This is a genomic window from Bradyrhizobium sp. LB13.1, from assembly GCF_054056815.1.
In genome coordinates, this window is sequence record NZ_JBSRYQ010000001.1 from 1,674,167 (window position 1) to 1,700,972 (window position 26,806).

At 64.4% G+C, this 26,806-nt stretch carries 23 protein-coding genes and 4 pseudogenes; 14 read left to right on the forward strand and 13 right to left on the reverse strand.

Annotated elements, in window-relative coordinates:
• Nucleotides 1-33: 33 nt before the first annotated feature.
• On the reverse strand, nt 34-453 hold the full coding sequence (msrB, locus tag ACVWYI_RS07860) for a peptide-methionine (R)-S-oxide reductase MsrB (protein ID WP_247343242.1): 420 nt from the start codon (nt 451-453) through the stop codon (nt 34-36).
• Between the two features lie 31 nt (nt 454-484).
• Nucleotides 485-1,189, reverse strand: a complete 705-nt coding sequence (gene msrA / locus ACVWYI_RS07865) for a peptide-methionine (S)-S-oxide reductase MsrA (RefSeq protein ID WP_247343245.1) — start codon at nt 1,187-1,189, stop codon at nt 485-487.
• Between the two features lie 244 nt (nt 1,190-1,433).
• On the opposite strand from msrA, the pseudogene ACVWYI_RS07870 reads away from it, so the two are divergent.
• Nucleotides 1,434-3,132, forward strand: a pseudogene (locus ACVWYI_RS07870) (caspase family protein).
• A gap of 104 nt (nt 3,133-3,236) precedes the next feature.
• Here the strand turns inward: ACVWYI_RS07870 and ACVWYI_RS07875 are convergent.
• Nucleotides 3,237-4,352 carry an ATP-dependent DNA helicase gene (locus ACVWYI_RS07875; RefSeq protein WP_247343252.1) on the reverse strand — a complete coding sequence of 372 codons (1,116 nt, stop codon included), beginning with the start codon at nt 4,350-4,352 and terminating at the stop codon, nt 3,237-3,239.
• Nucleotides 4,353-4,771: 419 nt separating this feature from the next.
• Here ACVWYI_RS07875 and ACVWYI_RS07880 point away from each other — a divergent pair, with 419 nt between their 5' ends.
• From ACVWYI_RS07880 to ACVWYI_RS07900, 5 genes are all read left to right on the forward strand, one after another.
• A complete protein-coding gene (locus tag ACVWYI_RS07880) occupies nt 4,772-5,977 on the forward strand; it encodes an LLM class flavin-dependent oxidoreductase (RefSeq protein ID WP_456661629.1) in 1,206 nt (401 codons plus the stop codon).
• A 62-nt stretch (nt 5,978-6,039) separates the two neighbouring features.
• A complete protein-coding gene (locus tag ACVWYI_RS07885) occupies nt 6,040-6,831 on the forward strand; it encodes a helix-turn-helix transcriptional regulator (RefSeq protein ID WP_247343258.1) in 792 nt (263 codons plus the stop codon).
• Nucleotides 6,832-6,947: 116 nt separating this feature from the next.
• The gene (locus ACVWYI_RS07890) at nt 6,948-7,223 is read left to right on the forward strand and encodes a hypothetical protein (protein WP_456661630.1); all 276 of its coding nucleotides are present in this window, start codon (nt 6,948-6,950) and stop codon (nt 7,221-7,223) included.
• 154 nt (nt 7,224-7,377) lie between these two features.
• Complete coding sequence (locus ACVWYI_RS07895) at nt 7,378-8,232, forward strand: L,D-transpeptidase (RefSeq protein WP_247343260.1); 855 nt, start codon at nt 7,378-7,380, stop codon at nt 8,230-8,232.
• Nucleotides 8,233-8,327: 95 nt separating this feature from the next.
• Nucleotides 8,328-9,497, forward strand: a complete 1,170-nt coding sequence (locus tag ACVWYI_RS07900; protein ID WP_247343263.1) for a cytochrome P450 — start codon at nt 8,328-8,330, stop codon at nt 9,495-9,497.
• Nucleotides 9,498-9,683: 186 nt separating this feature from the next.
• Here the strand turns inward: ACVWYI_RS07900 and ACVWYI_RS07905 are convergent, their stop codons facing one another.
• Complete coding sequence (locus ACVWYI_RS07905) at nt 9,684-9,848, reverse strand: hypothetical protein (protein ID WP_456661631.1); 165 nt, start codon at nt 9,846-9,848, stop codon at nt 9,684-9,686.
• A gap of 19 nt (nt 9,849-9,867) precedes the next feature.
• Between ACVWYI_RS07905 and ACVWYI_RS07910 the strand changes: the two genes are divergently transcribed.
• The 7 genes from ACVWYI_RS07910 (at nt 9,868) to ACVWYI_RS07940 (ending at nt 15,508) form a co-directional block, all read left to right on the forward strand.
• On the forward strand, nt 9,868-10,830 hold the full coding sequence (locus ACVWYI_RS07910) for a sulfonate ABC transporter substrate-binding protein (protein WP_247343266.1): 963 nt from the start codon (nt 9,868-9,870) through the stop codon (nt 10,828-10,830).
• Between the two features lie 38 nt (nt 10,831-10,868).
• Complete coding sequence (locus ACVWYI_RS07915; protein WP_247343269.1) at nt 10,869-11,822, forward strand: sulfonate ABC transporter substrate-binding protein; 954 nt, start codon at nt 10,869-10,871, stop codon at nt 11,820-11,822.
• Between the two features lie 8 nt (nt 11,823-11,830).
• Nucleotides 11,831-12,997: an FMNH2-dependent alkanesulfonate monooxygenase gene (gene ssuD, locus ACVWYI_RS07920; protein ID WP_247343272.1), complete on the forward strand. Its 1,167-nt coding sequence runs from the start codon at nt 11,831-11,833 to the stop codon at nt 12,995-12,997.
• Nucleotides 12,994-13,800, forward strand: coding sequence for an aliphatic sulfonate ABC transporter permease SsuC (gene ssuC / locus ACVWYI_RS07925; protein ID WP_247343275.1), 807 nt, complete (start codon nt 12,994-12,996; stop codon nt 13,798-13,800). Before ssuD ends, ssuC begins: the two co-directional genes overlap by 4 nt.
• A 7-nt stretch (nt 13,801-13,807) precedes the next feature.
• The gene (locus tag ACVWYI_RS07930) at nt 13,808-14,644 is read left to right on the forward strand and encodes an ATP-binding cassette domain-containing protein (RefSeq protein ID WP_247343279.1); all 837 of its coding nucleotides are present in this window, start codon (nt 13,808-13,810) and stop codon (nt 14,642-14,644) included.
• Nucleotides 14,645-14,675: 31 nt separating this feature from the next.
• Nucleotides 14,676-15,257, forward strand: a complete 582-nt coding sequence (locus ACVWYI_RS07935) for a flavin reductase family protein (protein ID WP_247343282.1) — start codon at nt 14,676-14,678, stop codon at nt 15,255-15,257.
• 92 nt (nt 15,258-15,349) lie between these two features.
• Nucleotides 15,350-15,508, forward strand: coding sequence for a hypothetical protein (locus ACVWYI_RS07940; RefSeq protein ID WP_247343332.1), 159 nt, complete (start codon nt 15,350-15,352; stop codon nt 15,506-15,508).
• Nucleotides 15,509-15,618: 110 nt separating this feature from the next.
• Here the strand turns inward: ACVWYI_RS07940 and ACVWYI_RS07945 are convergent.
• The 9 genes and pseudogenes from ACVWYI_RS07945 to ACVWYI_RS07985 form a co-directional block, all read right to left on the reverse strand.
• Nucleotides 15,619-16,770 (reverse strand): annotated as a pseudogene (locus ACVWYI_RS07945) (M20 family metallopeptidase).
• 259 nt (nt 16,771-17,029) lie between these two features.
• On the reverse strand, nt 17,030-18,415 hold the full coding sequence (gene flbD / locus ACVWYI_RS07950; protein ID WP_247343288.1) for a sigma-54-dependent transcriptional regulator FlbD: 1,386 nt from the start codon (nt 18,413-18,415) through the stop codon (nt 17,030-17,032).
• Between the two features lie 44 nt (nt 18,416-18,459).
• Nucleotides 18,460-18,811, reverse strand: a pseudogene (fliN, locus tag ACVWYI_RS07955) (flagellar motor switch protein FliN).
• 3 nt (nt 18,812-18,814) lie between these two features.
• A complete protein-coding gene (locus ACVWYI_RS07960; protein WP_247343294.1) occupies nt 18,815-19,435 on the reverse strand; it encodes a FliH/SctL family protein in 621 nt (206 codons plus the stop codon).
• A complete protein-coding gene (fliG, locus tag ACVWYI_RS07965) occupies nt 19,435-20,526 on the reverse strand; it encodes a flagellar motor switch protein FliG (RefSeq protein ID WP_247343297.1) in 1,092 nt (363 codons plus the stop codon). Before fliG ends, ACVWYI_RS07960 begins: the two co-directional genes overlap by 1 nt.
• A gap of 32 nt (nt 20,527-20,558) precedes the next feature.
• A complete protein-coding gene (gene fliF, locus ACVWYI_RS07970; protein ID WP_247343301.1) occupies nt 20,559-22,169 on the reverse strand; it encodes a flagellar basal-body MS-ring/collar protein FliF in 1,611 nt (536 codons plus the stop codon).
• 182 nt (nt 22,170-22,351) lie between these two features.
• Complete coding sequence (gene sciP / locus ACVWYI_RS07975) at nt 22,352-22,627, reverse strand: CtrA inhibitor SciP (protein WP_002714638.1); 276 nt, start codon at nt 22,625-22,627, stop codon at nt 22,352-22,354.
• 236 nt (nt 22,628-22,863) lie between these two features.
• Nucleotides 22,864-23,575 (reverse strand): annotated as a pseudogene (locus ACVWYI_RS07980) (flagellar hook assembly protein FlgD).
• Nucleotides 23,576-23,588: 13 nt separating this feature from the next.
• The gene (locus tag ACVWYI_RS07985) at nt 23,589-25,175 is read right to left on the reverse strand and encodes a flagellar hook-length control protein FliK (RefSeq protein ID WP_247343307.1); all 1,587 of its coding nucleotides are present in this window, start codon (nt 25,173-25,175) and stop codon (nt 23,589-23,591) included.
• A 343-nt stretch (nt 25,176-25,518) separates the two neighbouring features.
• On the opposite strand from ACVWYI_RS07985, the gene mnmA reads away from it, so the two are divergent.
• Nucleotides 25,519-26,700 (forward strand): tRNA 2-thiouridine(34) synthase MnmA, encoded by a 1,182-nt coding sequence (gene mnmA, locus ACVWYI_RS07990; RefSeq protein ID WP_247343310.1) that lies wholly within the window; start codon nt 25,519-25,521, stop codon nt 26,698-26,700.
• Nucleotides 26,701-26,806 lie beyond the last annotated feature (106 nt).

Genomic DNA, 26,806 nt, shown 5'->3' on the forward strand with positions numbered 1-26,806 from the left:
GGTTCCATGACGGAACCGGAGGACACGCAACGATTATTTCGGCTCGAGCTTCAGCGCCGCCGAGTTGATGCAGTAGCGCAGGCCGGTCGGCCCGGGGCCGTCAGGGAAGACATGGCCGAGATGGCCGCTGCACTTGGAGCACAGCACCTCGGTGCGGATCATGCCGTGGGTGACGTCCCGCTCCTCGTCGACATGGCTTTCGACCGCGGGCTGGGTGAAGCTCGGCCAGCCGCAGCCGGAATCGAACTTCGCATCGGATTCGAACAGCTCGTTGCCGCAGCCGGCGCAGGTATAGGTGCCGGCGCGGTGGTCGTGCTCATATTCGCCGGAGAAGGGACGCTCGGTCGCCTTCTCGCGCAGTACCGCATACTGCATCGGCGACAACTCGCTGCGCCATTGCTCTTCGCTCTTGATGACCTTGTCGTCTGTGGTTTTCGTCTTGGTGTCGGGCATGGGTCTCCCGTCTTTTTTGGTGATCTCGCGATCAGTTGGTAGCCTTGCTGGCACTCACCAGCGTCGGCTTCTCGATGTAGTTATCCGCGAACAGCTTTTTCAGGTTCTCGACCTTCGGGAGATCGTTGTAGGCGATATAGGGCTGGTTCGGGTGCAGCGTCAGATAGTCCTGATGATAGGCCTCCGCCGGATAGAACGCCTCCAGCGCGCCGACCTTGGTCGCGATCGGCTTGCTGAAGACCTTGGCGCCGTTGAGCTGGGCGATATAGGCCTCGGCCACCTTCTTCTGCTCGTCGGAGGTGGTGAAGATCGCCGAGCGATATTGCGTGCCGCTGTCGGGACCCTGCCGGTTGAGCTGGGTCGGGTCGTGCGCCACCGAGAAGTAGATCTGCAGGATCTTGCCGTAGGAGATCTTCTTCGGGTCGTATTTGATCTCGACCGATTCCGCATGGCCGGTCCGGCCGCTCGAGACAGTCTGGTAGTCGGCCGTCGCCTTGGTGCCGCCCGCATAGCCGGAAACCGCGTTGAGGACGCCTGCGGTGTGTTGGAACACGCCCTGCACGCCCCAGAAGCAGCCTCCGGCGATCACGGCGGTTTGGGTCCCGCTTGCGGGGGCCGCATCCACTGCGGGAGTTGGGATCACGACCGCATCCTCGGCGGCCCGGGTCGGCGCGGCAAAAGCCAGCGTCAGGGCGGTGGTTGCGGCGAGCAGGGACAGGATGGCAGGTCGGCGCATGGCGATCCTCTTTCGGAAGGTCTGACAGTCTAGGGCGGTTGGAGCCGGGCGAACAGCCTGCCCGGCATTTACAGACATTCGAGATACGGGCCGGCCGGGCGATTGTTACGGCCGGACTGACACGAGTCTGTGAAAAACGTGCCTTGGGACAGACCGGCTTGGCGAGGACCGGAACTCCGCGCTAGATGAACCCGCGCGATCGGTGATCGACCTAAAGAGTGATGGCTGGAGCTGACCTGACAACATGTTGCGCGTCATATCCCTGACCCTCGTCGTCGTGCTCGCCGGCTTGGCCGCCTGGAGCTCGATCGCGGCGGCCGGTCCGCAATCCGGCGACGACCTCGCCATTTGCCGCGACCGCCAGGCGGATGCGCAGGCCAGGGCGCAGGCCTGCGACAATCTGCTCAACGCCGACCGTGTCACCGGCAAGGACAAGGGCATCGCGCTCTCCGTGCGCGGCAATACGCTGATCAACAAGCGCGACTACATCCACGCGATCGAGACCTTGTCCATGGCCGTCGATCTCGATCCCGACAACGTCGTCACGCTCAATTTGCGCGGCCTCGCCCATGAGCGGACGGGCCAGGACGACCTTGCGATGGCGGACTACAACCTCGCGCTCCAAAAGCGCCCGACCTACGGTGTGCCCTACAACAACCGCGGCATCATCCAGCTGCGCCGGGGTGCGCTGCAAAGCGCGCTCGACGATTTCAACCTGTCGATCAAATACGCGCCCAAGTTCCTGCTCGGCTACACCAACCGCGCCCGCGTGCGCACGCTGATGCAGGATTTTGACGGCGCGATCGCCGATTTCGCGGAGGCCGAGAAGATCGACCCGGCCGCGCAGCAGATCACCGGCAACCGCTGCATCACCTACGGCATGATGGGCAAGTACGACCAGGCCTTCGCCGACTGCAACGGATTGATCGAGAAGCAGCCGAAGAACACCTACGCGATCAACAATCGCGCCGACGTCAACATGTTGAAGGGCGATTTCGACGCCGCGCTGAAGGACTACAACACGGCAATCCAGATCAACCCGAACAATGTCCGGGCACATTCAGGCCGCGGCCAGATCTACGAGCGCAAGAAGGATCTCGCCCAGGCCCGCGCCGACTATCGCGCGGCAGCCTATTCGCTGACGAAGTTCGACGAGCTCGACGTCGCGCGCGCCCGCGCGATCGCGCGGGAACGGCTCGCCGCGCTGACACCGCAGGCGCCGGCCGGATCAACGGGGCGCCGTGTGGCGCTTGTGATCGGCAACGGCGCCTACAAGAACGTCCACGCCTTGCCCAACCCGCCCCGCGACTCGAAAATGATCGCAAGCGTGCTGCGCGATGTCGGCTTCCAGACCGTGATATCCGTCAGCGACCTGACCCGCGACAAATTCTTCGAAGCGTTGCAGACGTTTGCCGCCGAGGCGGAGAAGGCGGATTGGGCGGTGGTCTATTACGCCGGCCACGGTTTCGAGATCGGCGGCGTCAACTATCTCGTTCCTGTCGACGCCAAGCTCGCCGCGGACAGGGACGCCGAGACCCAGGCGGTTGCGCTGGAGCAGGTGATTGCCGCCGTCGGCGCCGCGCGAAAAGGTGCGTCTGGTGATGCTGGATGCCTGCCGTGACAATCCGTTCGCGCCGACCATGCAGCGCACGCTGTCGCTCAAGTTGGTCGACAAGGGCTTTTCTAACATCGAGCCCGGCGCCGGCTTCATGGTGGTCTACGCCGCCAAGCACGGCGAGACCGCGATGGACGGCGATGGCGGCGCCGACAGCCCCTTCGCCACCGCGCTCGCCCGCGAGATCAAGGTGCCGCGCGTCGAGATCCGAAAACTGTTCGACATCGTCCGCGACGACGTCTGGGTTGTGACCAAGCACGAGCAGCAGCCGTTTTCGTACGGCTCGCCGCCGGGGCGCGAGGATTTTTATTTCGTTGCTGGGAAGTGAGAGATCGTACGTGCGTAGCGGGTTAGCGAAGCGTAACCGCGAACTTCGTTCCGCATTCGCTGAAGCATGGTGGGTTACGACTTCGGCTAACCCACCCCACGGTCTCACACCACAATGCTCAGCCGCTTCGCCGCCCGCGTGATCCCCGTGTACAGCCACCGTGCTCGGCTCTCCTGAAACGCAAAGCTCTCGTCGAATAGCACGACGTCGTCCCATTGCGAGCCCTGCGACTTGTGCACGGTCAGCACATAGCCGTAGTCGAACTCGTCATAGGGCTTGCGTTGCTCCCAGGCGATCGCCTCGACGCCGCCTTCGAAGCAGTCGGCGCGCACCGAGACCTTCGTCACCTTGTGGCCAAGATCCTCGTCCGGCGACAGCCGCATGCTGAGAATGCGCGATTTCGAGCGCGTGGTGTTGCGCGATTTCACGCGCCACAGGCCGCCGTTGAACAGGCCCTTCTTGCGGTTGTTGCGCAGGCACACCAGCTTGTCGCCGGCGACCGGAAAGGTGTCCTCGATATTCTGGCGCTGACGCACCCGCATATTGTACGCGCGCCGCGTGTTGTTACGGCCGACCAGGACCTGGTCGGCGGCCATCACGCGATCGGGATCGAGTTCTTTGCGCGACACCACCTCGCTCTCGCCATAGCGGCCGATGTCGAGCTCACGTCCCTCGCGGACGTCCATCGACATTCGCACGATCGGGTCGTCCTGGGCCTGGCGGTGCACCTCGGTCAGCATCGCGTCGGGTTCGGTATTGGTGAAGAAGCCGGCGCCCTGGATCGGCGGCAGCTGCGCGGGATCGCCCAGCACAAGCAGCGGGCAGTCGAACGACATCAGGTCGCGGCCCAATTCGGCATCGACCATCGAGCATTCGTCGATCACGATCAGCTTGGCCTTCGAGGCCGGGGCGTCGTCCCACAGCTCGAAGCTCGGCTGTTCCTCGCCGGATTCGCGGGTGCGGTAGATCAGCGAATGGATGGTGGAGGCCTCGTCGCAACCCTTGTTGCGCATGACCAGCGCCGCCTTGCCGGTGAACGCAGCGAACTTCACCTCGCCGTCGACGCCGTCGGCAATGTGCCGCGCCAGCGTGGTTTTGCCGGTGCCGGCAAAGCCGAACAGGCGGAATACCGGCGGCGTGCCGTTGCGGCCGGGTTTTGCCTTCAGCCAATCGCCAACGGCTTTGAGCGCGGCATCCTGATGCGGGGTGAATGTGGCCATGTCTGTCTTGAGGAGGGGCGAAACGGAGCGATTCGCAATCCCCAAAACTAACCATTCGCACCGCCGGTTCAAGCGCAGGACAATCGCATTTAACTGCCGTTTCCCTGCCGCCCATCCTTCGAGACGCCCGCCTTTGGCGGGCCCTCAGGATGAGGACGGAGTGCGTGGCAGCGCTTTCGACAGGCAAAGATGCCGCTCAGCCTCGTCCTGAGGAGACCGCAAAGTGGTCGTCTCGAAGGACGAGGCGCTCGCTCAGGCCAAGCGGCCCAAACATGCACTTATGGCGCACACTGCTACTTGCGGCCGAGGAATCGTTCTCCCGCACGACGGAATTGCTGCTCCGTAGACAGCGCCGCCTCGCGCATTAAGATGAGCGCAAGAACAATAAGTGGGCAAGAAAACTTGGGAGAGACGGCGTCATGAAGTTCGGCATCTTCTATGAGCTGCAACTGCCAAGGCCCTGGGTGGCCGGCGACGAGCTCAGGCTCTACCAGAATGCGCTGTCGCAGATGGAACTCGCCGACCGGCTCGGCTACGACCATGCGTGGGTTGTCGAGCATCACTTCCTCGAAGAATACTCGCATTCGCCCTCGCCGGAATCCTTCCTCGCGGCGGCCAGCCAGCGCACCAGGAACATCAGGCTTGGCCACGGCATCCTTCAGCTCACCACCAACCATCCCGCCCGCGTTGCCGAGCGCGTCGCCGTGCTCGACCTGCTCTCCAACGGCCGCTGCGAGTTCGGCATGGGCGAGAGCGCGTCCATTACCGAACTCACGCCGTTCGGACGCGACATGGAAACGAAGAAAGAAGTTTTCGAGGAAGCGGTCAGTGCGATCTTCCCGATGTTCAAGGACGCGGGCTCCGAGCATCACGGCAAGTACTTCGACATCCCATTGCGCAATGTCGTGCCGAAACCGGTGCAGAAGCCGCATCCGCCGTTGTGGATGGCCTGCTCGCAGCTGCCGACTATCGAACGTGCCGGCCGTCACGGCTTTGGCGCGCTCGGCTTCCAGTTCGTCAGCGCGGACGCCGCGCATGCCTGGGTGCACGCCTATTACAACGCCATGACCAAGCGTCTGGCAAAGCTCGCCGACTATGAGATCAACCCGAACATGGCGTTGGTGTCGTTCTTCATGTGCGCCAAGACGGACGAGGAGGCCCGCGCCCGCGCCGACGGCGCCACCTTCTTCCAGTTCGCGCTGCGCTTCTACGGCGCCTCGCAGAACCGCCAGCGTCCCGCGCCCTACACCGTCAACATGTGGGACGAGTACAACAAGTGGAAGCGCGACAATCCCGAGGCGCAGGAGGCCGCGCTGCGCGGCGGCCTGATCGGCTCGCCCGAGACCATCCGCAGGAAGCTGAAGCGCTTCCAGAGCTCGCATATCGACCAGGTGATCCTGCTTAATCAAGCGGGCAAGAACAGTCACGAGCATATCTGCGAATCGCTCGAGCTGTTCGGCCGCGAGGTGATGCCGGAGTTCCAGAACGATCCCGCGCAGGAAACCTGGAAGCAGGGCGTGATGAGCGGTGAGATCAAGCTGGAAGAGATCGACACGGAGGCCTTCACCGACCGCTACGGCAAGCTCGCCGTCACCGTCGCGCCAGCGAAGGCGGCGGCGGGGTAGGGCGTCTTCCGGCCCGCGATCTTTGCTGATAGGCTTCGGCAAAACGCGGCAGGGAGAGAACGATGCGGTCCCGCGGGACAGGCTCAGGCTCAAGCTTGGCGGCCGGCGACATCGCGCCCGCGGTGCTCGCGATCGGCCGCCCCGACTTTCCAAATGTCCTAATCGACACGCTGCGTCGGCAGGCCGATGTCGGGCATTGCATGGTGTTCGCGTTGAGCCGTGCCGGCGCCGCACACTGCCTGCTCGATGCCGGCAACATCCCGATCGGCGGCGATCTGGGCGCGGCCTATGCCGGGCAGTTCCACGAATCCGACCCCAACCGCGATGCGCTGTTCGAAGGGAAGGGGCGCGCGCCGATCGTACTGCCGGCCTTCGCGCCCCGCATGTACGGCGCGCGCTACCGAAAAATGTTCTTTGTGGATTCCGGCATCGTGGACAAATGCGCGACCGCGATCTGGGTCGACGACACCTGCTTCTACGTCAATTTCTATCGCATCGCCGCCCAGGGCCGTTTCAGCGCCGCGCAGCATGAGCGGCTCCGAGCCATTGCACCGGCCATCGGCGCGAGCGTGGCGCGCCATTTCCAGCAAGGCGCGGCGACCACCGACCAGACTCTCGCCACGCTGTTTGCGACGTGCACGCCGCTCGCCAGCCTCACCCCGCGCGAGCAGGACGTTTGCCGTCGCATCCTCGCAGGCTTCAGCTCCGAGGCGATATCGCAAGCCCTCGGCATCAGCCTGCATTCGACGCTGACCTACCGCAAACGCGCCTATGAGCGGCTCGGCATCTCCTCGCAGAGCGAGCTGTTTGCCATCGTGCTCCGCCTGCTGGCTGGCCCCCGCAGCCTGAATTGAGGGAGACGCTAAGTCCGCGGTATCTGCTTCCGAGCAAAGCGGCGCGCAGTTCGCCCGCCGGGATCGTCGACTGTTGACCCGAAGTGGACTTGATCGATATTGAAGCGAGTTCTTAAATGCCCGCGAAGGGCCGGGTGTCAAAGCAGAGCATGGAATTCTTGTCGGAATGGATCGCAGCCTATCTAATCGGCGAGTCCGATGATTGGGTACCGCGAACACTATTGGGCTGGACCAGAGTCGGGCTGCTTGCCGGTTTTATCGGGCAGGTTATTTACCTGATCCATGCATGCATCGCGTTGGCGGTCCCGACGATCCTGTGGTTTAGCTTCCCAGCAAATATATTGGCGCTGGTTGTCGTCCGCCGCGCTCTGCGGTGGCGCTACCCCGTCTAGCAAAACCTGGGTGACGGACCGCATATTGTCCGTTCATGGCCCGACAAAAGTTCGGCGTTAACCATCTTCACGGTTCCAGTCTGAGCGAGATCGCTTCGAAGTTTCTTAAATTTTGCTGGGTAACTCTCTTGGGCATGGTGACCTGGGGAGAGACATGAGTAAGCGGGCCAAACGTGGAAAGGCGGAGACGCTCGCACTTCCAATGGCCGGGAGAGTTGCGATTGGCGCCGTGGCCATCGCAGCATTGGGGTACAGTTTGCTGTCTCGCCCGGCGAGCGTACAACCGATCCGAAAACCGTCTGCGAACCAAGCCATGGCGTCGTCAACTCCGGTTTACGTGTCAACTCCAGTTCATGCATCAGCGCCGGCTCCGATTCCGGCCCGGGCGCCTCAAGTCGAACCACCAAAAGCTGCTGACGGTCCCGGAGCATTTGTTCGGCAGGTCATTGACTACACCAGCCACCAGGCGCCGGGCACCGTGATCATCGATACCGGAAACACGTTCCTTTATTTCGTTCTGAACGACAGGCAAGCGATGCGCTACGGCATCGGTGTTGGCCGCGAAGGTTTCACGTGGTCCGGTGAGCAGACTGTGGCCCGTAAAACAGAATGGCCGGATTGGCGTCCGCCTGCGGAGATGGTTGTGCGTCAGCCTTATCTGCCGCGGTTTATGGCGGGCGGCCCCGGCAACCCGCTCGGCGCTCGGGCGATGTATCTAGGCGAAACCGAGTATAGAATTCACGGCACCAACAAGCCCGATACGATCGGGAAGCGGGTTTCGTCCGGCTGCATCCGCCTGACCAATGAAGACGTCGTGGACCTTTTTGAGCGGGTGAAGATCGGAGCGAAAGTGATCGTGCTTCCAACTACCGCTGCCCGTCGACCATCCGAGGGAGCACCGCCCGACGCCGCTTCCCGATCGCCGGACCCGGCATCGCTGTCGAACCGACCCTCGGCAACTAACGCGCAGATGCAGTCATCTGGACCGAAGATTGCCGAGGCCCAGTAACTCCAATTCCGTACGTCCCTATCGCTAGGGACAGACCCGGGCCGCGGAGTTCGCTAGTCTGTCCTGAAGCACAGGAGAATTCAGGGGAGGCCGTCTTGAGCACCGCGCCGCGCATCGACATCGACCCTGTCGCGTTCTGGGCCGACCCCTACCCGATGCTCGCGACAATGCGTAAAGAGGCGCCGATCGCCTTCGTACCGCAGCTCGGCTCGACGCTGCTGACGCGCCGCGACGACATCTCGATCTCCGAGAAGCAGATCGACGTGTTCTCCTCGCACCAGCCCGCAGGCCTGATGAATCGGCTGATGGGCCACAACATGATGCGCAAGGACGGCGAGGCGCACCAGGTCGAGCGCCGCGCGATGTTTCCGACGGTGTCGCCGAAGACAGTGAAGGCGCACTGGACCGCGCAATTCCAGGCGCATGCTGACCGCATCATCGATGCAATCGTTCCGGGCAGCCGGATCGACTTCATGCGCGACTTCGCGCTGCCGTTCTCCGGCGAATGCCTGAAGTCCATTACCGGCCTCACCAATATCGGCTTTGGGGACATGGATGCATGGTCGCAGGGCATGATCGAGGGCATCGCCAACTACAGCGGCGATACGGCCGTCGAGGCGCGCTGCCATGCGGCGACATCAGGCATCGATGCGGCGATCGACGACATCCTGCCGGTGATGCGCAAGCATCCTGACCGGAGCATCCTTGGCGTGCTGCTTGCTTCGGGCATGTCGATGGAGAGCGTGCGCGCCAACGTCAAACTCGCGATATCAGGCGGCCAGAACGAACCGCGCAAGGCGATCGCCGGCACGGTGTGGGCGCTGCTGTCCCATCCCGAGCAGCTCGATCTGGTGCGCAAAGGCGAGGTGACCTGGCTCCAGGCCTTCGAGGAATATGCCCGCTGGATCTCGCCGATCGGCATGTCGCCGCGGCGCATCGCAAAGCCGTGGAGCATCCGCGACGTCTCGTTCGAACTTGATGAGCGTGTGTTCCTGATGTTCGGCTCGGCCAACCGTGACGAGCAGCATTTTGAGCGCGCCGACCAGTTCGACGTGCGGCGTGATACCGCCAAGAGCGTCGCGTTCGGCGCCGGTCCGCATTTTTGCGCCGGCGCCTGGGCCTCGCGCGCCATGATCGCCGATGTCGCGTTGCCGACATTGTTCGCGCGTGCCCAAAAGCTCGAGCTGGCCGACGACGAGCCGGTGCGGGTCGGCGGCTGGGCGTTCCGCGGGCTGCAGAATTTGCCGGTGAGGTGGCTGCATTAGCCCGCCAGAGGCGGGTCCATCCCGAACGCCGCCACGGTCTCATCTTGCCCCCGTTTTGCCCGGCGAGTCAAACGAATTTCGGATATACGTAAGTCATTGTTTTCGCACGCCCCGGCTACTGTGCATGGGGTTGTTTTCGCGGTTTTTGGTCCGGTCACGCGTCGTGAGACCCAACGCGCTCGGGACTCACATCCGCGTGCAGAAAAATTCCATCTTCATTCGCTCCACCGCTTGAAAGATTAATCGTGCGCGCGGCACCGGGCGCAGTGCTCGCATCGCTATTTTCTCGCGCGTCTCGACACCTCCGATAAGTCGCACCATCATTTGTGCAAGACGAATGATGACGGCCACGTGCGGCCGGGAGTGCGGAATGCAGCGTCGCGACTTTCTCAAATTATCCGTTGGAACTGCGGCAGTCGCTGCATTCGCCTCGCGCGCCAAAGCGCAAGGAACGTCACAAAGCGCGGTGAAGGAAATTCGGGTCGGCTACCAGAAGACCGGCGTGCTCGTCATCACGCGCCAGCAGGCGTCCTTGGAAAAACATTTCAATCCGCAAGGCATCGAGGTGAAATGGGTCGAGTTTTCCTCGGGGCCTCCGATGATGGAGGCGATGAATGTCGGCAGCGTCGATTTCGGCTCGGTCGGCGATTCCCCGCCGGTGTTCGCCCAGGCCGCGGGCGCGGCAATCGTCTATGCCGCCGGCCAGCCCATCACCAACGGCCAGGGCATTTTGGTGCCGAAGGGCTCGCCGATACGCACCATCGCTGACTTGAAGGGCAAGCGCATCGGCTTCACCAAGGGCTCCAGTGCCCACAACATCGTGGTGCAGACGCTGGAAAGGGCCGGTCTCACCTACGCCGACATCACGCCGGTCTATTTGACGCCGCCGGATGCCGGGCCTGCCTTTGCCAATGGCAGCATCGAGGCCTGGGCGATCTGGGATCCGTATTTTGCGATCGGCGAGACCAAGCAGGGCGGCCGCATCCTGATCAATGCACGCGAGGTCACCAAGACCAATTCCTTCTACATCGCCAACCGCGATTTCGCGAAGAACCACGGTGCGATCCTGCAACAGATCGTCGACGTGACAACGGCGGCCGGCAAATGGGCCGAACAGAACCGCGACGAGGTCGCGAGATCGCTCGCCGCGATCACCGGCGTCCCGCTGGATATCCAGACCGTCGCAGCCAATCGCGCGAACTTCGTGGTCGGCCCCGTCACCGACGACATCGTCGTCACCCAGCAGGGCGTTGCCGACCGCTTCTACAAGCTCGGCCTGATCCCCAAGCCGATCGTCGTTCGCGACATCGTCTGGCGCAACCCGGCAGCCTGATCGTGCCGACCGATCTTCCCATCCAGAAGGGTTTGAACATGAGACGTATCATTCAGCGTCTGATCGCGGCCATCGTGCTGTCGATCGGCATCGTCGCCGCCGCGGTCGGCACCTCCTACGGTCAAGACAAGGTGGTTCGCATCGGTTATCAGAAATACGGCAAGCTGGTGCTGCTCAAGAGCAAGGGCACGCTGGAGCCGAAGCTCGCGGCCAACGGCTACAAGGTGGTGTGGACCGAATTCCCCTCCGGCCCGCCGCTGCTCGAGGCGCTCAATGTCGGCGCGATCGATTTCGGCAACACCGGCGAAGCCCCGCCGATCTTCGCGCAAGCCGCCGGCGCCCCGATCCAGTATGTCGCCTACGAGCCGCCGGCCCCGAAGGGCGAGGCGATCCTGGTGCCGAAAGACAGCCCGCTGAAGTCTGTCACCGATCTCAAGGGCAAGAAGGTCGCGCTCAACAAGGGCTCCAACGTCCACTATCTCCTGGTCAAGGCACTCGAGAAGGCCGGCGTCAAATATTCCGAGATCGAGCCGGTATTTCTGGCGCCAGCCGATGCGCGCGCCGCCTTCGAGCGCGGCGCGGTCGATGCCTGGGTGATCTGGGATCCGTTCCAGGCCGCCGCGGAAGCGGCGACCGGCGCACGTACGCTCGCCGACGGCACCGACATCGTGGCGAACTACCAGTTCTATTTCTCCTCGAAGAAATTCCTCGAAGCCAATCCTGAGATCGTCGACGCCGTGCTGGCCGAGCTGAGCGCGGTCGACGATTGGGCCGAGGGCGACATCCACGCGGTTGCCGAGCAGCTGGCGCCCGCGATCGGCCTGCCGGTCCCCGTGGTCGAGGTGGCGCTGAAGCGGCAGGCCTACGGCATCAAGCCGATCACCGACGCCGTCGTCGCCGATCAGCAGCAGGTTGCCGACGCGTTCTTCGCGCTCAACCTGATTCCCAAATCCATCAAGATTTCCGACGTGGCGCGGAAGCCAGGATCATGAGCAAGCACATGAGCAAGCAAGCAAACGCCAACATCCTCTGGTTCCTGCCGACCCACGGTGACGGCCGCTATCTCGGCACCGGCGTCGGCGGCCGCGAGGTCAATTTCAACTATCTACGCCAGATCGCGCAGGCCGCCGACCAGCTCGGCTATTTCGGCGTGCTGCTGCCGACCGGGCGATCTTGCGAGGATTCCTGGATCGTCGCCTCCTCGGTCGCGCCGTTCACCGAGCGGCTGCGCTATCTCGTGGCCGTCAGGCCCGGCCTGCAATCGCCGAGCGTGGCCGCGCGCATGACCGCGACGCTCGATCGCATCACAAACGGCCGTCTTCTCGTCAACGTCGTCACCGGTGGCGATCCCGTCGAGAACAAGGGCGACGGCATCTTCCTCGGCCATGACGAGCGCTACGAGGTCACCCGCGAGTTTCTCAACGTCTATAGCGACCTGCTCGCCGGCAAGACCGTCAATGTCGAGGGCAAGCACATCCATGTCGAAGGCGGCAAGCTGCTGTTTCCGCCGGTGCAGTCGCCGCGGCCGCCGCTCTATTTCGGCGGCTCGTCGGATGCCGGCATCGACGTCGCCGTCGACGCCGTCGACAAATATCTCACCTGGGGTGAGCCGCCGGCGCTGGTCGCGGAGAAGATCGCCAAGGTGAGGGAGGTCGCCGCAGCACGTGGCCGAAAATTGTCCTTCGGTATCCGGCTCCACGTGATTGTCCGCGAGACCAATGAAGCGGCCTGGCAGGCTGCCAACGAGCTGATCAAGCATGTCAGCGACGAGACCATCGCCACGGCGCAGAAGAACTTTGAGCGGATGGATTCCGTCGGCCAGCAGCGCATGGCACAGCTGCATGGCGGCAAGCGCGACAAGCTCGAGATCGCTCCGAACCTGTGGGCCGGTGTCGGCCTCGTGCGCGGCGGCGCCGGCACGGCACTGGTCGGCGACGCCCAGACCGTCGCGGCCCGTATCAAGGAGTATCAGGACATCGGCATCGATACCTTCATCATGTCGGGCTACCCGCATCTGGAGGAAGCCTATCGCTTCGCCGAGCTGGTGTTCCCGCTGCTTTCGCTGGAGCAGCCCAGCAACGTGACCAAGCTTCACTTCAACGGCGGCCCCTTTGGTGAAACGGTCGGCAGCGACTTCCGTCCGCAGCACAAGGTGTCGCAGTCATGAGCCTGATCGACAGCGTTTCGTTCCCGCGCAGTTTTCGCCTGCCGCGCCTCGACGGCCTGATCCAGTGGATCGTGCCGCTCGCCATCATCGCGATCTGGCAGGTTGCCAGCGTCACCGGTTTTGTGCCGACGCGGGTGCTGCCGGCGCCGAGCGACGTCATGCTCGCAGGCTGGAAGCTGCTGCTCTCCGGCGAGCTCGTGCGCAACATCTGGGTCTCGTTCTGGCGCGCCTCGATCGGCTTCCTGATCGGCGGCAGTATCGGCTTCGCGTTCGGTCTCGCCAACGGCCTGTCGCAGCTCTCCTCAAAGCTCACCGACACCACGCTCCAGATGGTGCGCAACGTGCCGCATCTGGCACTGATCCCGTTGGTCATTTTGTGGTTCGGCATCGACGAGAGCGCGAAGTTGTTCCTGGTGGCGCTCGGCGTGTTCTTCCCGATCTACCTCAACACGCTGCACGGCATCCGCACTGTCGATCCCCAGTTGATCGAGATGGGCCGCATCTACGGCATGAGCGATGGCGAGCTGTTCCGACGCGTGATCTTCCCGGGCGCGCTGCCCTCGATCTTCGTCGGCATCCGCTTCGCGCTCGGCATCATGTGGCTGACCCTGATCGTCGCCGAGACCATCGCGGCGTCTTCGGGCCTCGGCTACATGGCGATGCAGGCGCGCGAGTTCATGCTGATCGACGTCGTCGTGCTCTCGATCCTGATCTACGCGCTGCTCGGCAAGCTCGCCGACAGCGCCTCCCGCGTGCTGGAGCGCCTGATGCTCTCCTGGCACCCCGCCTTCCAGAAACGTTGAGAGTGACATGCAGACAGCCCTTCGTACCTCCCTTCCGGAAACCGAACTCGCCAGCCGCGCCAATTTCGCGCCTCACGCCCGTGTGCTGCGCGAGGAACGGCCGGCGCAGACCAGCGGCTTGCCGCTCAGCATCCGGGCTTTGCGCAAATCCTACGGCGACAATGAGGTGCTGCGCGGCATTGATTTGCACATCCCGGCCGGCCAGTTCGTTGCGATCGTGGGCAAGAGCGGCTGCGGCAAGAGCACGTTGCTTCGCCTGATCGCCGGCCTGGAAAAGTTTGACGCCGGCAGCATCTCGCTCGGCGACGCGGTGAAACCCGAGGATATCCGCGTGATGTTCCAGGAGCCCCGGCTGTTGCCCTGGGCTCGCGTTCTCTCCAATGTCGAGGTCGGTCTCGGTCGCGATCGTTCATCCAGTGACGCGCACACGCGCGCCGAGAAGGCGCTGACCGAGGTCGGGCTGACCGACAAGCGCGACCAGTGGCCCTCGGTGCTGTCGGGTGGCCAGAAGCAGCGCGTTGCCCTTGCCCGCGCGCTGGTCTCGCGTCCGCGGGTGCTCGCCTTCGACGAGCCGCTCGGCGCGCTGGACGCGCTGACCCGGATCTCGATGCAGCGGTTGCTGGAGCGCGTCTGGCGCGACCAGGGCTTTACCGCGATCCTGGTGACCCACGACGTCGCCGAGGCGGTCGCGCTGGCCGACCGGGTGCTGGTGATCGAGGAGGGACGGATCGCCCATGACGTCGTGGTTAACACGGCCCGGCCCCGCGAACGCGGCTCGGCCGAGCTCGCGGGTCTCGAAGGCTCGATCCTGAGCCACCTTTTGTCGGCGGACGATCGTACCTAAATAGCGAGGGACCCCGTTTGGGGGCGATGCCATGAATGTAGTGCCCCGCGATCTCATGACCGAAATTGCCGTCACGTCCGCCGATTTCCGCGGCGCCATGCGCCACCTCACCGGCGGCGTCAGCGTCATCACCGCCGGGCGAGGCAAGGACATTACCGGCATGACGGTCACTTCCGTCGCCTCGCTGTCGGTCGAGCCGCCGACGCTGATCGTCAGCATCAATCGCGATGCCTCGTCCTTCCCGCTGATCCGGCGCCACGGCGCTTTCGGCGTGAACATCCTCGCGGCCGATCAGCTCGACGTCGCCGAGCGCTTTGCCGGCAAGGGAGGGCTCAAGGGTGTCGATCGTTTCGCGGGCGCCCGGTGGGTAACGGCGGTTTCGGGCGTTCCGCTGCTGGTCGGCGCATTGTCCGCCGTCGATTGCGAGGTCGAGGAGATCGTCGAGCGCCATTCGCATGGCATCGTCATCGGCCGTGTCCGGGATGTCAGGAATTCCACCCGCAACGCTGCGCTGGCCTATTGGCACGGCCAGTACGTGGCGGTCGATCAGGACGAAGACGCGGCCAGGCTTGCGGACGTCAGCGTTCCCACCCACCTCCGGCGCGGCATTTGATCGCCGCCGGACGAGGGACGCACAGGCTGGCCTTTTCGCTTTCATCGCTCTAGAAGCACCTCGGCCTCCCGCCGGGACGGCAATGGAGCGCAATGATGAAACGCGTCGCGACCTGGGCCTTCTACGCCATCGGCGCGCTCGCGATCGCCTATCTCGCGCTCTACGCCTATGCCATGTTCAGCGGCCAACCGATCGTGCCGGGCGACCCCATCCACATCTTCCGCAAGCCGGACGCGCCGAGTTATTCGTGACGGCTCTCTCCTCGTCATGGCCGGGCTTGGTCCATCCACGCGTAGCCGCGATTCCCGGAGAGACGTGGATGCGTGGGACAAGCCCGGCCATGACGGCGGAGTGTGTGCGACTAGCCTCGCAAAATCGCCAGCGCCAGCGCCTGTGCGCGAGGCACGATGCTGTCGAGCTCGAGATATTCCTCCGCCGTGTGCGCGAGCCCGCCGACGGGGCCGAGGCCGCAGATGGTCGGCGTGCCGACCGCGGCGGTGAAGCCGGAATCGGCGCAGGCCGCCGGAGAACTCGCCCTGGAGCGTGGTGAGGCCGGCCTGCTTTGCGGCGGACTGATAAGTTTCGAACAGCGCTTTTGAATCGGCGCTCTGCACCACCGGGACGAACTCGCCCTTGACCGTCAGCGTCGCGCTGGTGCCCGGCACGAAAGACGTCGCGATGATCGTCTCGATCGCGGCCATCACCCTCGCACGATCCGCGGGATCGACGTAGCGCATGTCGATCTGCCCCTCCGCATAAGGCGCCGTCGTGTTGACGGACTGCCCGCCCGAGACGAGACCGACGTTCAGCGTGATGCCCTTGTCGAGATCGGTCAGCGCGTGGATCTGCACGATCTTGTGCGCGAGCTCGCCGATCGCGCTGACGCCGGCGACGAAATTGGCGCCGGAATGCGCGGCTTTGCCAGTGATGGCGACATGCATGAAGATGCCGCCCTTGCGCCCCGTGACGATATTGCCGGTCGGGCGGCCCGGCTCGGAATTGAACACGGCGCGCGCGGCGCGCGTCCTTCGCGCTCGATCACCGGCCGGGAGGAGGGCGAGCCGATCTCCTCGTCCGAGGTGATCAGCACCTTGATCGGGTGCGGGCTGCCGCCGAATTTATGGAAGGCGGTCGCCACGAATATGTTCATGACGACGCCCGACTTCATGTCGGCAACGCCCGGACCATAGGCGCGCTTGTCTTGGATCGTGAACGGACGCCGCCCGGCCTCGCCCTTGCCGAACACGGTGTCGCGATGTCCCATCAACAGCACCGGCTTCTCGTTGCTGCCGGGCTTTGCGACGTCGGCATGGATCGCATCGCCGAAGGTGGCGTTGTTTTCACGCCGGAACGGGATGCCGTGCTCGGCAAAATGCCGCTCGAACCGCGCCCCGACCGCATCGACGCCTTCCTTGTCATAGGACCCGGAATCGATGTTCACGACATCGCGCAGCAGGTCGATCATCGCCTGCCGCTGCGTCGCCAGCCAGTCCGTGATTTGAGCTTCAGACATGTTTACCCTCGCGTGGTTTTCATGCGGGGTTATAGGGCGTTGCCTGCGGATGGCCTAGTCACGTAGCGCGGTCCCGTTATGCGAGAACCGCCCTCAACGCCGTCATTGCGAGCGACGCGAAGCAATCCAGTCTGTCACCGCGGAAAGATCCTGGATTGCTTTACTGCGCTCGCAATGACGAGGGCGGTAGCCTGCATTCAAACAAAAATGCCCGGGACTTGGCCCGGGCATTCGCATTCTCTCGATCAGCGTAGAGCGCCTACGCCCCCACCATCGGCATGCGCGGATATTCACCCGGCGTGCCGGCGGGCGTAATCGGGATGCCGCCGTCGGAATATTCGTTGAGCTTGTTGCGCAGCGTGCGGATCGAGATGCCGAGGATGTTGGCGGCATGGGTCCGGTTGCCGAGGCAGTGCTTCAGCGTCTCCAGGATCAGGTCGCGTTCGACATCGGCGACGGTGCGGCCGACCAGGGCCCGCGTTACCTGCTCGGCGGCCATGGTGGCATGCGCCACGGCCGGCGCGGTCTTGGCGAGGTCGAGGCGGTCGCCGTCCGGCGTGAGGATGGCGTCGGCGCCGATCTCGTCGCCCTGCGCCATCAGGACCGAACGGTGCATGGTGTTTTCGAGTTCGCGGACGTTGCCCTGCCAGCGGTTGGCGGAAAGCACGCGTCGCGCTTCCGCCGAGATCGGGCGCATCGGCACGCCGTTGGCTTCGGCGTATTTCTTGACGAAGTGCTGGGCGAGCTCGAGAATGTCGGCGGGACGCTCGCGCAGTGGCGGGATCTTCAGATTCACGACGTTGAGCCGGAACAGGAGGTCCTCGCGGAACGTACCTTCGCGTACGGCCTCAACCAGATTGCGGTTCGAGGTCGCGATGATGCGAATGTCCACCGGGACAGGCTTGGTGCCGCCGACGCGGTCGATCACGCGCTCCTGGATAGCGCGGAGCAGTTTCGATTGCAGGCGGACGTCCATCTCCGAGATTTCGTCGAGCAGCAGCGTGCCGCCGGTTGCCTCCTCGAACTTGCCGATGCGGCGGGCGATCGCGCCGGTGAAGGCGCCCTTTTCGTGGCCGAACAGTTCGGACTCCAGCAGATGCTCGGGGATCGCGGCGCAGTTGATCGAGATGAACGGGCGCTTGGCGCGGGCCGAGCGGGTATGGACGTAGCGGGCCAGCACTTCCTTGCCGGTGCCGGATTCGCCGGTGACCATCACGGAAGCGTCCGAGCCCGCGATCTGCTGGGCGAGCTTGATCACCTTGGCCATCGCCTCGTCGCGGTAGACCAGCTCGCGGGAATCGTTGGCGACCGCGGCCAGCACGGCTGCGATCAGCTCCGGGTCCGGCGGCAGCGGGATGTATTCCTTGGCGCCGGCGTGGATCGCGGCAACCGCGGCGCGGGCGTCGTTGGTGATGCCGCAGGCGACGATCGGAGCGTGGATGTGCTCGGCTTCGAGCCGCATCACGAGGTCGCGGATGTCGAGGGCGACGTCGACCAGCAGCAGGTCGGCGCCTTTGCCGCCACGCAGCACGCGCATCGCCTGCTCGTGATCCTCGGCGTGGGTCACGGTGGCACCGTTCGCCATCGCGATCTTGGTGGCGGTGGTGAGCTGGCCCTTCAATGTGCCAACGATGAGAAGCCGCATATCAGTCTCCTGTCCGTCTGGTCGCGCTGCCGCGCGTCATCGCTTTAAGCGCGTTCAGCCTTGATGATTTCGGTCATGGTCACGCCGAGCTTGTCCTCCACCAGGACCACTTCGCCGCGGGCGACCAGCTTGTTGTTGACGTAGATGTCGATGGCTTCGCCGACGCGCCGGTCGAGCTCGAGTACGGTCCCGGGCCCGAGCTTCAACAGCTCGCTGACGTCCATCTTGGAGCGGCCGAGCACGGCCGAGACCTGCACCGGTACGTCGAACACGGCCTCGAGGTCGGCGGCGGCGCGCATCGCATATTCGTCCTCGTTGTAGCCGACGTCGGTGCCGGCAGGCGGCATCGGGCCGTTGAGATCGGGGCAGCGGGACCTGTCCGTCAGTGTCGCTCATGGCTTAGCTCCCCCTGCGGGACGCAACATAGCGTCCCACCATTTCGTCGATCTTGGCTGTGATGGCGCCGCGCTCCAGCACGACGCCGCCATCGGCCCATTCGATCCGGCAATCACCGGTAGCAATCTCGGGCTCGGCCAGAATCACCAGCCGGCCTTCGAAGCCGCTCTGCTTGGCCAGCCGCTCCATGTTCTCGCGGGCCGCGTCGTAGAGCGCGTCGTTGATGCGGATGACGAGATGCGGCGTCGCGACCAGATGCGAGAAGCAGTCCTTGATCAGCGCGACGATCTCGCCGAGCGGCTCGGCGGCGACCAGATCGGCGCACAGCTTACGCGCCACCGCCACCGCCACGTCGACCGCCTCGGTCTCCATCTTGGTTTCGATGTTGCCGATGCCCGAGGCAATGCCCCGGATTCCGATGTTGATCTCTTCCATCGCGAGCGCGACGCGGCGGTCGCTCTCGGCCTTGGCCTCGCGCTGGCCGGCGGCAAAGCCGTCCTGATAGGCGCGCGCCTCGGCTTCCGCGACCTTCTGGGCGATCTCGGCCGCAGTTGCGGCCTTCTCGCGCGTCCGGTCGGGCGCGGCGAAGTCGTTGTCGAACAGGAATTTTGCCGGAGCGCCCATCAATACACCAGCTCGTCGTCGGCGCGGTTCTTGGTCAGCATGATCTCGCCCTTGGCGGCGAGGTCCTTGGCGAGGTTGACCAGCAGCGCCTGGGCCTCGTCGACGTCGCGCAGGCGGACCGGACCCATCGCCGCCATGTCGTCCTGGAGCATTTTGGCCGCACGCGAGGACATGTTGCCGAAGAAGAAATTGCGGACGTCCTCGTTGGCGCTCTTGAGCGCGACGCCGAGCTTGTCCTTGTCGACGTTGCGCATCAAGGTCTGGGCCGAGCCGGAATCCAGCTTCACGAGGTCGTCGAAGGTGAACATCAGCGCCTTGATGCGCTCGGCCGATTCGCGATTGTCCTCTTCCAGCGAGGTGATGAAGCGGGTTTCGGTCTGGCGGTCGAAATTGTTGAAGATTTCCGCCATCACTTCGTGGGCGTCACGGCGGCGGGTCTGTGACAGGTTGGACATGAATTCGGTGCGCAGCGTCTTCTCCACGCTCTCGATCACCTCCTTCTGGACCGCCTCCATCTTCAGCATGCGGTTGACGACGTCGAGCGCCAGATCCTCGGGGAAGATGCCGAGCACGCGCGCGGCGTGTTCCGGCTTCAGCTTCGACAGCACGACCGCGATGGTCTGCGGATATTCGTTCTTGAGATAGTTGGCGAGCACCTCTTCCTGCACGTTGGAGAGCTTCTCCCACATGTTACGGCCGGCCGGACCGCGGATTTCGTCCATGATGCCGTTGACGCGCTCGGGTGCAAGATATTGCTGGAGCAGCCGCTCGGTGGCGTCGAAATTGCCCATCAGCGCGCCGGAGGCCGACATCCGCGAGACGAATTCGAGCAGCATGTCCTCAACAGTGTCGACCTCGACGGTTCCGAGCGTCGACATCTCCAGCGAGAGCTGGCGCACTTCGTCGTCGTCGAGCAGCGACCAGATCTTGCCGCCATATTGCTCGCCCAACGCCAGCATCAGGATTGCGGCACGCTTCGGCCCCACCACGGCTTCGACCTTCGCACCTCCACGGCTGCCGGCACGCTGACCAAGCGTGGAGATCACGCTGGTGATGTCGTTGGAGTTGGCATTTTGCAGGGCAGCGGCCATGTCAGATCACTTCTTGATTCACTTGACGCGGATTATTTGGCTGGTTCGGTCAGCCACTGGCGGATGATGGCGACGGTTTCGTTGGGGTTGCGCTCGGCGAGCTCGCCGACGCGATGGACGGACTGGGCATGGACCTGGCCCTGGATGGTAGCGACGTCGATCGCGCTTGCGGCGGCGCCCGGCAGAAGCGGCTGGCTGCTGGGCGCTGCATCGTCGCTCGCGGCGGGGCCGGTCAGAACGCCGGAGATGGCGGCTGCGACTTCGTCGGATGCCAGGATGCGCTTGACCAGCGGCCGGATCACCAGGAACAGCACGATCAGGCCGAGCAGCATCATCACGCCGAGCTCGACGAAGTACATGACGTCGTCCTTGGTGAACTGGAGCATGCCGAGCAGGCCGGAGGGTTCGGCGATCGGGGTGGTCGAGGGGGCGTCGGCAAAGCGCAAATTGACGACCTCGACCTGGTCGCCGCGCTTCTGGTCGAAGCCGATCGCCGAACGCACCAGCGTGGCGATGCGGTCGAGCTGATCCTTGGTGCGGTCCTGGTAGGCCAGATCGCCCTTATCGTTCTTGGAGTAGATGCCGTCGACCAGCACCGCGACCGAGATCCGGTTGACCCGGCCGGCCTCGGTCACTTCGGTCTTGGTGGTGCGGGAGATCTCGTAATTGTTGGTCTCTTCGCTCTTCTTGCTCTGGTCCTTGGCCGCGACGCCGCTGTTCTGCTGGTTGCCCGGCAACTCGTTGTTGACGGTGACCTGGCCGTTGTTGTCGGCGGTCATGCTCTGCTCTTCGCGGGTCTGGCTCGAGCGCAGCACGCGGCCTTCGGGATCGAACTTGTCCGAGGTCTGGGTGATCTTGTTGAAGTCGAAATCGGCGGAGAGCTGGACCCGGGCGCGCCCCGTCCCCACCACGGAGGAGACGATGTCCTCGACCTGCTTGCGCATCCGCTTCTCGAAGGCAGTGCGGCGCTCGTCGCCGATCTGCTGGTCCGGATCGGTCTGGGCGCCGTCGGCGAGCAGCTGCCCGGTCTCGTCGACGATCGAGACCCGCTGCGGCTTCAGGCCGTTCACGGCCGAGGCGACCAGGTGGCGGATGGCGCGGATCTGCTGGGCTTCGAGCGCGCCGCGGACCCGGACCACGATCGAGGCCGACGGCTCCGGCGCCTCGCGCGAGAATAGCGGACGCTCGGGCAGCACCAGATGGACGCGGGCGGCCTGGATGCGGTCGATGGCGCGGATGGTGCGGGCGAGCTCACCTTCCAGCGCGCGGAGATGGTTGATGTTCTGGACGAAAGAGGTGGTGCCGAGCGCGTCCGACTTGTCGAACACCTCGTAGCCGACCCCGCCGCCCTTGGGCAGGCCGCCCTCGGCGAGCTTCATCCGCAGGCGGGTGACCTTGTCCTTGGGCACCATGATGATGGTGCCCTCGTTGCGCAGCTCGAACTGGATGCCCTGGCGCTCCAGGTCCTTGATAATGCCCGAGGAGTCCTCGACGCTGAGGTCGGTGAACAGGGTCGTCATCTGCGGCGTGGTGACGCGCATGATGACGAACGCGAAAAAGCCGACAAGCGCGGCGGTAACCGCGATCATCGCCCCGAACCGGGCGGCTCCGATACCCTTCAGAAAGTCCGCAAGACCTTGCAAGCAACCGCCCCGATAGATTCGGCTGCTTTCACAGGAAAGGCCGACTGGGCAATTATTGCCTAGGTGATGGTTTCGATATGGTTAACGAAGGTTAAGAGCTGCGACAAAAGTAGCGCCATGAAAAAAATCGGCCTCGCGAGGCGAGCCCGATTTTCGTCAAAAGCCGCAGATTTCCGGATTGCCTACTGGCGGTATTGCTGGATGCGGGTGGTGCGAAGCCCCGCCAGACCGTGCTGGTCGATGGAAAACTGCCAGGAAAGGAATTCGTCTACCGTCAGGGTATAACGGCTGCAAGCCTCCTCAAGGGAGAGAAGCCCGCCACGCACAGCGGCAACGACTTCGGCCTTGCGGCGGATAACCCAGCGTTTGGTGCCGGGTGCGGGCAGATCTGCAATCGTCAGCGGACTGCCGTCCGGCCCGATGACGTATTTTACCCTCGGGCGATGGGGTTCTGTCATGGCGTACTCACAAACTCTCAACCACTGAACTCACGCCACAACCATAGGCATCGCGGCTTAAAAATCCGCTAAGCCTAAGGCTTCAATACAATTCTCGTTGAAAATGGCTGGAACGCAGCCGTCTCGACCGGCGGGAAGGGTGCATCCAGGCAGGCCGAGGGGGTATTTTAAATACTTTACTAACGAACGAGGCCTGCGCGGGGTGTCGCAAGGCCTCTCAACCGTGCACCCAGGCCTTAATTGCTGGCCGTGGCGATGATGCTCTTCACCTGGCTCAGGGTGTAGCTGGCGCCGTCGATGGTGAGCAGCGGCGGCGACTGGGTCAGGTCGACGGACGACACCGTGCCCTGCACCTGCGCGGCGATACCGACATTGTTGTTGGCGACATCCTTGCCCGTGGCCGAGATCGTGTACTTGCCGTCGGGCCATTGCGTGCCGTCGTTGCCCATGCCGCTCCAGGTGAACGGAACGTCGGCGCCGGCGCCGGCGGTATATTTGCCGGTGAACACGGTCTGGCCGCTGGCATTGGCGACGGTGATGTCGACCGTCGCGTCGCTGGGCACGTTGAGATGCCAGGTCGCCGACGAATTCGTCATGGACGCCGTAGTGCCGTCAACCAGGGCGGTTTTGCCGACGAAGCCGAGCGCCTTGGGTCGCCTGCGTGGTCTGTTGCAGGGTGACCAGCTGGGAGAGCGAGTCGTTGGTCTTGAGCTGCTGCTCGACGCCGGCGAACTGCACCAGCTGCTGGGTGAACTGGTTGGTGTCGAGCGGATCGAGCGGGTTCTGGTTCTGCAGCTGCGTCGTCAGCAGCGTCAGGAAGGTCTGGAAGTTGCCCGCCAGCGTCGCGCCGGTGGTCGAGCCCAGGCTCGAGCTCGACGTGGAGGATTTCGTCAGATCGGTCGTGCCGGAGACGACCGAAGGAGCGGTGGCGCCAGTCGTGGTGGTCATGTCTCGATACTCCTCACACTCTGATGTCGACGCCGCTGCTCGATCCGAGCATGCGGCCGTAGCTGCGCCCGACCGGGGCTGTGGGAACTGCTTCCTCGTCGCTGATGATCAGCCGGCGGGCATTACCGCCATTGTCGTTGTTCTGGCCGGAGTTCTGGCCCGACGAATTCTGGTCGCGCAGGCTGAAGGACAGCCCATTGCTGCCGGTCTTGAGGCCGGCATCGTCGAGCGCGCGCTGCAATTGCGGCGCGTCCTGCCGCAGCATCTGCAGCGTCTCCGGCTTCTCGACGGTGAGATGCGAGGTGATCTGGCCGTTGCGGTCGACATTGATGCGGACATCGATGCGGCCGAGGTCGAGCGGATCGAGGCTGATGTCGAACCGGGTCTTGCCCGCGCGTGCGGCCGCCGCGATCTCGATCGGCACGCCACTGATCGGAATGGCGTTGGCATTCGCCGCGGTCGCGGTGAGCGTCGCGGTCGTGGCCGAAGTGGTATTGGTCAGCGGCGCCTGCACGGCAGAGGCTGCCAGCGCGCTGGTGTCGGTCGTGGGGACAGCGGCCTGCGTGCCCGCATGGGCATGCGGTGCTGCCGTCGCCGGTGTCGCATCGGCCGTGCGGTCGGAAGTCCCAGCCTTGGCGTCGGCCGCGTTCGCATCGATTGGCGGCTTGTCGGCTTGCGGATGCACCGCGTTGGCGGACGCTGCCGTCGCCGGAGTCTGCGCGGCGTTCGCCTTGCCGGTGTCCTGGCCGATATTGGAGACGTCGCTCCCACCTTGCGCGGTCGCGACGGCCTTGAACGAAGTTTTTGGCGTGCCCTGGTCGACGGCGGCGATCAGGCCGCCATTGGGCTTCGCATCGGTCGCGGTCGCGTCGGTCGTGGCATCGGCCAGCGTCGCCGAGGTAGCGGCATCGACCTTGGCGCCCGCGGTCTTGGCGCTCTTGTCGCCCGGCGTCGCGGTATCGGTCTTGGCGCCGGCAATCTGCGCCGCGGTGGATGCGCTGGCGGCGATGCCGGCGGCGGCGATCGTCAGCGGCGAGGAGGCGGTGCTGGCGGCCTGGTTCGCGGCCGCGTTCGGATCGAGCGGCACGACCGGCGCGGCCACCACGATGCTGGGGTCGGGCACGGCGGCCTGCGTCGGGTCAATCTGCGCGGTTGCGGCGGCATCGACAGCGGCAAGGCCATCGGTGCCGTCGGTCTTCTTATCCTTGGTGTCGTCGGACTTGTCCGCCGATTTGGCGTCGGATGTCTCGGACTTGTCCTTGGTCTTGCTATCCGCCCTGGCCGGATCGGCCGTTGTGTCGTTCTTGGTATCGTTCTTGGCCGGCGCGGAATTGTCGGTGTCGTCACTGGCCTTGCTCTGCGAGGACGGGTCGGTCGCCGAATGATCGCGCGGGCTCTTGTCCGAGGACGACGAGGAATCGGTCCGGCGCGGTGCGGTGTCCGGGGACGACGCGCTGTCGCTGATAGCTTGAGTGTTGCTGTCGACCAGCGAACCGAAGGAGTCGTTGGACGTGTCTTTCGACGCCTGCGACCGGGCAGGCTTTTGCTGCGCGCTCTGGACTTGCGCGCTTGCCGCTACATCTGACGTACGACCGACCACAGGCGACCCCTCGGAAACATCTTCGGCATAAGAGATAGCAAGGAGCGGGCCAGCCCCGCGCCTCGGTGTTTTATCAAGATAAATCAATGATTTGAAGAATCGTCCCCGCTGCTGCAAGGCCTTTCAAAGCCCCGTCATTTCTGCCTCCCCGGCAAGAATTGCCCTAACTGGCCGCCCCCATGATTGCTTCACCGGAAGGCCGCCTATATTAAAGAGACAGCTCTCAGCCGCTTTCGACCGGGCAAGCCGCCCTTCGGGAACCAAAGTTCCCGGGGATCGCTTATGTCCCGCCGGAAGCATCCAGCGGATCGCCCAACGCCGCCGTCACAACGCTTTAAGGCCCATGCTCAACAGTCTGGATCTCGAAGGCCGTCCTGAGGATACCAGGGTCGTCGTTGCCATGTCGGGCGGCGTCGATTCATCGACGACGGCTGCGCTTTTGAAGGCGGAAGGCTATGACGTCATCGGCATCACGCTGCAGCTCTACGACCATGGTGCCGCGACCCACCGCAAGGGCGCCTGCTGCGCCGGCCAGGACATCCACGACGCCCGCGACGTCGCGGCCAAGCTCGGCATTCCCCATTACGTGCTCGACTACGAGGACCGCTTTCGCGAGTCCGTCATCGACAATTTCGCCGACAGCTACGCGCTCGGCGAGACGCCGGTGCCGTGCATCGAGTGCAACCGCTCGGTCAAGTTCCGCGACCTGCTCAAGACCGCGCGCGAGTTAGGGGCGACCGCGCTCGCCACCGGCCATTACGTCGCCTCGCGCCGCCGCGCGGACGGCTCGCGCGCTCTGGTGTGTGCCGCCGATGCCGATCGCGACCAGAGCTACTTCCTGTTCGCGACCACGCAGGAGCAGCTCGATTACTTGCGCTTTCCGCTCGGCGACATGACCAAGCCTGAGACGCGCGAACTGGCGCGGCGCTTCGGTCTCGCGGTCGCCGACAAGCACGACAGCCAGGACATCTGCTTCGTGCCCACAGGGCGCTACACCGACATCATCACCCGACTGCGGCCGAACGCGATGGACCCCGGCGAGATCGTCGATCTCGACGGCCGCGTGCTCGGCCGGCATAACGGCATTGCCAATTTCACCATCGGCCAGCGCCGCGGCCTCGGCATCGCCGCCGCCGCGCCGCTGTTCGTGGTGCGGCTGGAGGCCGCCAACCGCCGCGTCGTCGTCGGCCCGCGCGAGGCGCTGAAGATGCACCGCATCGTGCTGCGCGACGTCAACTGGATCGGCGACGGCGACATCGACCGCGCGATCGGCGCCGGCCTCGAAATGTTCGTGCGCGTGCGCTCGACCCGCAGCCCCCAGCCGGCATGGCTGCGTGGCACGAACGGCCATTACGAGGTCGAGCTCGTCGCAGGCGAAGAGGGTGTCTCGCCGGGCCAGGCCTGCGTGTTTTACGACGCGCCCTCGGGCCAGGCGCGTGTGCTCGGCGGCGGCTTTATTCAAAGCGCCGCCGCGAAGGCTGCGACCGGCACGGCACGTCCGCTCGCCGAAGCCGTGCGCGGCTAATCCATGAAATCGGGCGGCACTCTCGCGACACCGGAAGTGCGCCCCCTCTCCCGCCTGCGGGAGAGGGTTGGGTTGAGTGGGCTCTCTCCACCCGCGATATATCGCG

What these genes read in the sequence shown, in the direction of transcription:
- flbD (WP_247343288.1), bottom strand. Translation starts at nt 18,415, where the DNA reads ATGCGGCTTCTCATCGTTGGCACATTGAAGGGCCAGCTCACCACCGCC.
- msrA (WP_247343245.1), bottom strand. Translation starts at nt 1,189, where the DNA reads ATGCGCCGACCTGCCATCCTGTCCCTGCTCGCCGCAACCACCGCCCTG.
- ACVWYI_RS07895 (WP_247343260.1), top strand. Translation starts at nt 7,378, where the DNA reads ATGAGTAAGCGGGCCAAACGTGGAAAGGCGGAGACGCTCGCACTTCCA.
- msrB (WP_247343242.1), bottom strand. Translation starts at nt 453, where the DNA reads ATGCCCGACACCAAGACGAAAACCACAGACGACAAGGTCATCAAGAGC.
- ACVWYI_RS07880 (WP_456661629.1), top strand. Translation starts at nt 4,772, where the DNA reads ATGAAGTTCGGCATCTTCTATGAGCTGCAACTGCCAAGGCCCTGGGTG.
- ACVWYI_RS07935 (WP_247343282.1), top strand. Translation starts at nt 14,676, where the DNA reads ATGAATGTAGTGCCCCGCGATCTCATGACCGAAATTGCCGTCACGTCC.
- ACVWYI_RS07915 (WP_247343269.1), top strand. Translation starts at nt 10,869, where the DNA reads ATGAGACGTATCATTCAGCGTCTGATCGCGGCCATCGTGCTGTCGATC.
- sciP (WP_002714638.1), bottom strand. Translation starts at nt 22,627, where the DNA reads ATGACAGAACCCCATCGCCCGAGGGTAAAATACGTCATCGGGCCGGAC.
- ssuC (WP_247343275.1), top strand. Translation starts at nt 12,994, where the DNA reads ATGAGCCTGATCGACAGCGTTTCGTTCCCGCGCAGTTTTCGCCTGCCG.
- ACVWYI_RS07910 (WP_247343266.1), top strand. Translation starts at nt 9,868, where the DNA reads ATGCAGCGTCGCGACTTTCTCAAATTATCCGTTGGAACTGCGGCAGTC.
- ACVWYI_RS07890 (WP_456661630.1), top strand. Translation starts at nt 6,948, where the DNA reads ATGCCCGCGAAGGGCCGGGTGTCAAAGCAGAGCATGGAATTCTTGTCG.
- ACVWYI_RS07875 (WP_247343252.1), bottom strand. Translation starts at nt 4,352, where the DNA reads ATGGCCACATTCACCCCGCATCAGGATGCCGCGCTCAAAGCCGTTGGC.
- ACVWYI_RS07885 (WP_247343258.1), top strand. Translation starts at nt 6,040, where the DNA reads ATGCGGTCCCGCGGGACAGGCTCAGGCTCAAGCTTGGCGGCCGGCGAC.
- ssuD (WP_247343272.1), top strand. Translation starts at nt 11,831, where the DNA reads ATGAGCAAGCAAGCAAACGCCAACATCCTCTGGTTCCTGCCGACCCAC.
- fliG (WP_247343297.1), bottom strand. Translation starts at nt 20,526, where the DNA reads ATGGCCGCTGCCCTGCAAAATGCCAACTCCAACGACATCACCAGCGTG.
- ACVWYI_RS07960 (WP_247343294.1), bottom strand. Translation starts at nt 19,435, where the DNA reads ATGGGCGCTCCGGCAAAATTCCTGTTCGACAACGACTTCGCCGCGCCC.
- ACVWYI_RS07930 (WP_247343279.1), top strand. Translation starts at nt 13,808, where the DNA reads ATGCAGACAGCCCTTCGTACCTCCCTTCCGGAAACCGAACTCGCCAGC.
- mnmA (WP_247343310.1), top strand. Translation starts at nt 25,519, where the DNA reads ATGCTCAACAGTCTGGATCTCGAAGGCCGTCCTGAGGATACCAGGGTC.
- ACVWYI_RS07940 (WP_247343332.1), top strand. Translation starts at nt 15,350, where the DNA reads ATGATGAAACGCGTCGCGACCTGGGCCTTCTACGCCATCGGCGCGCTC.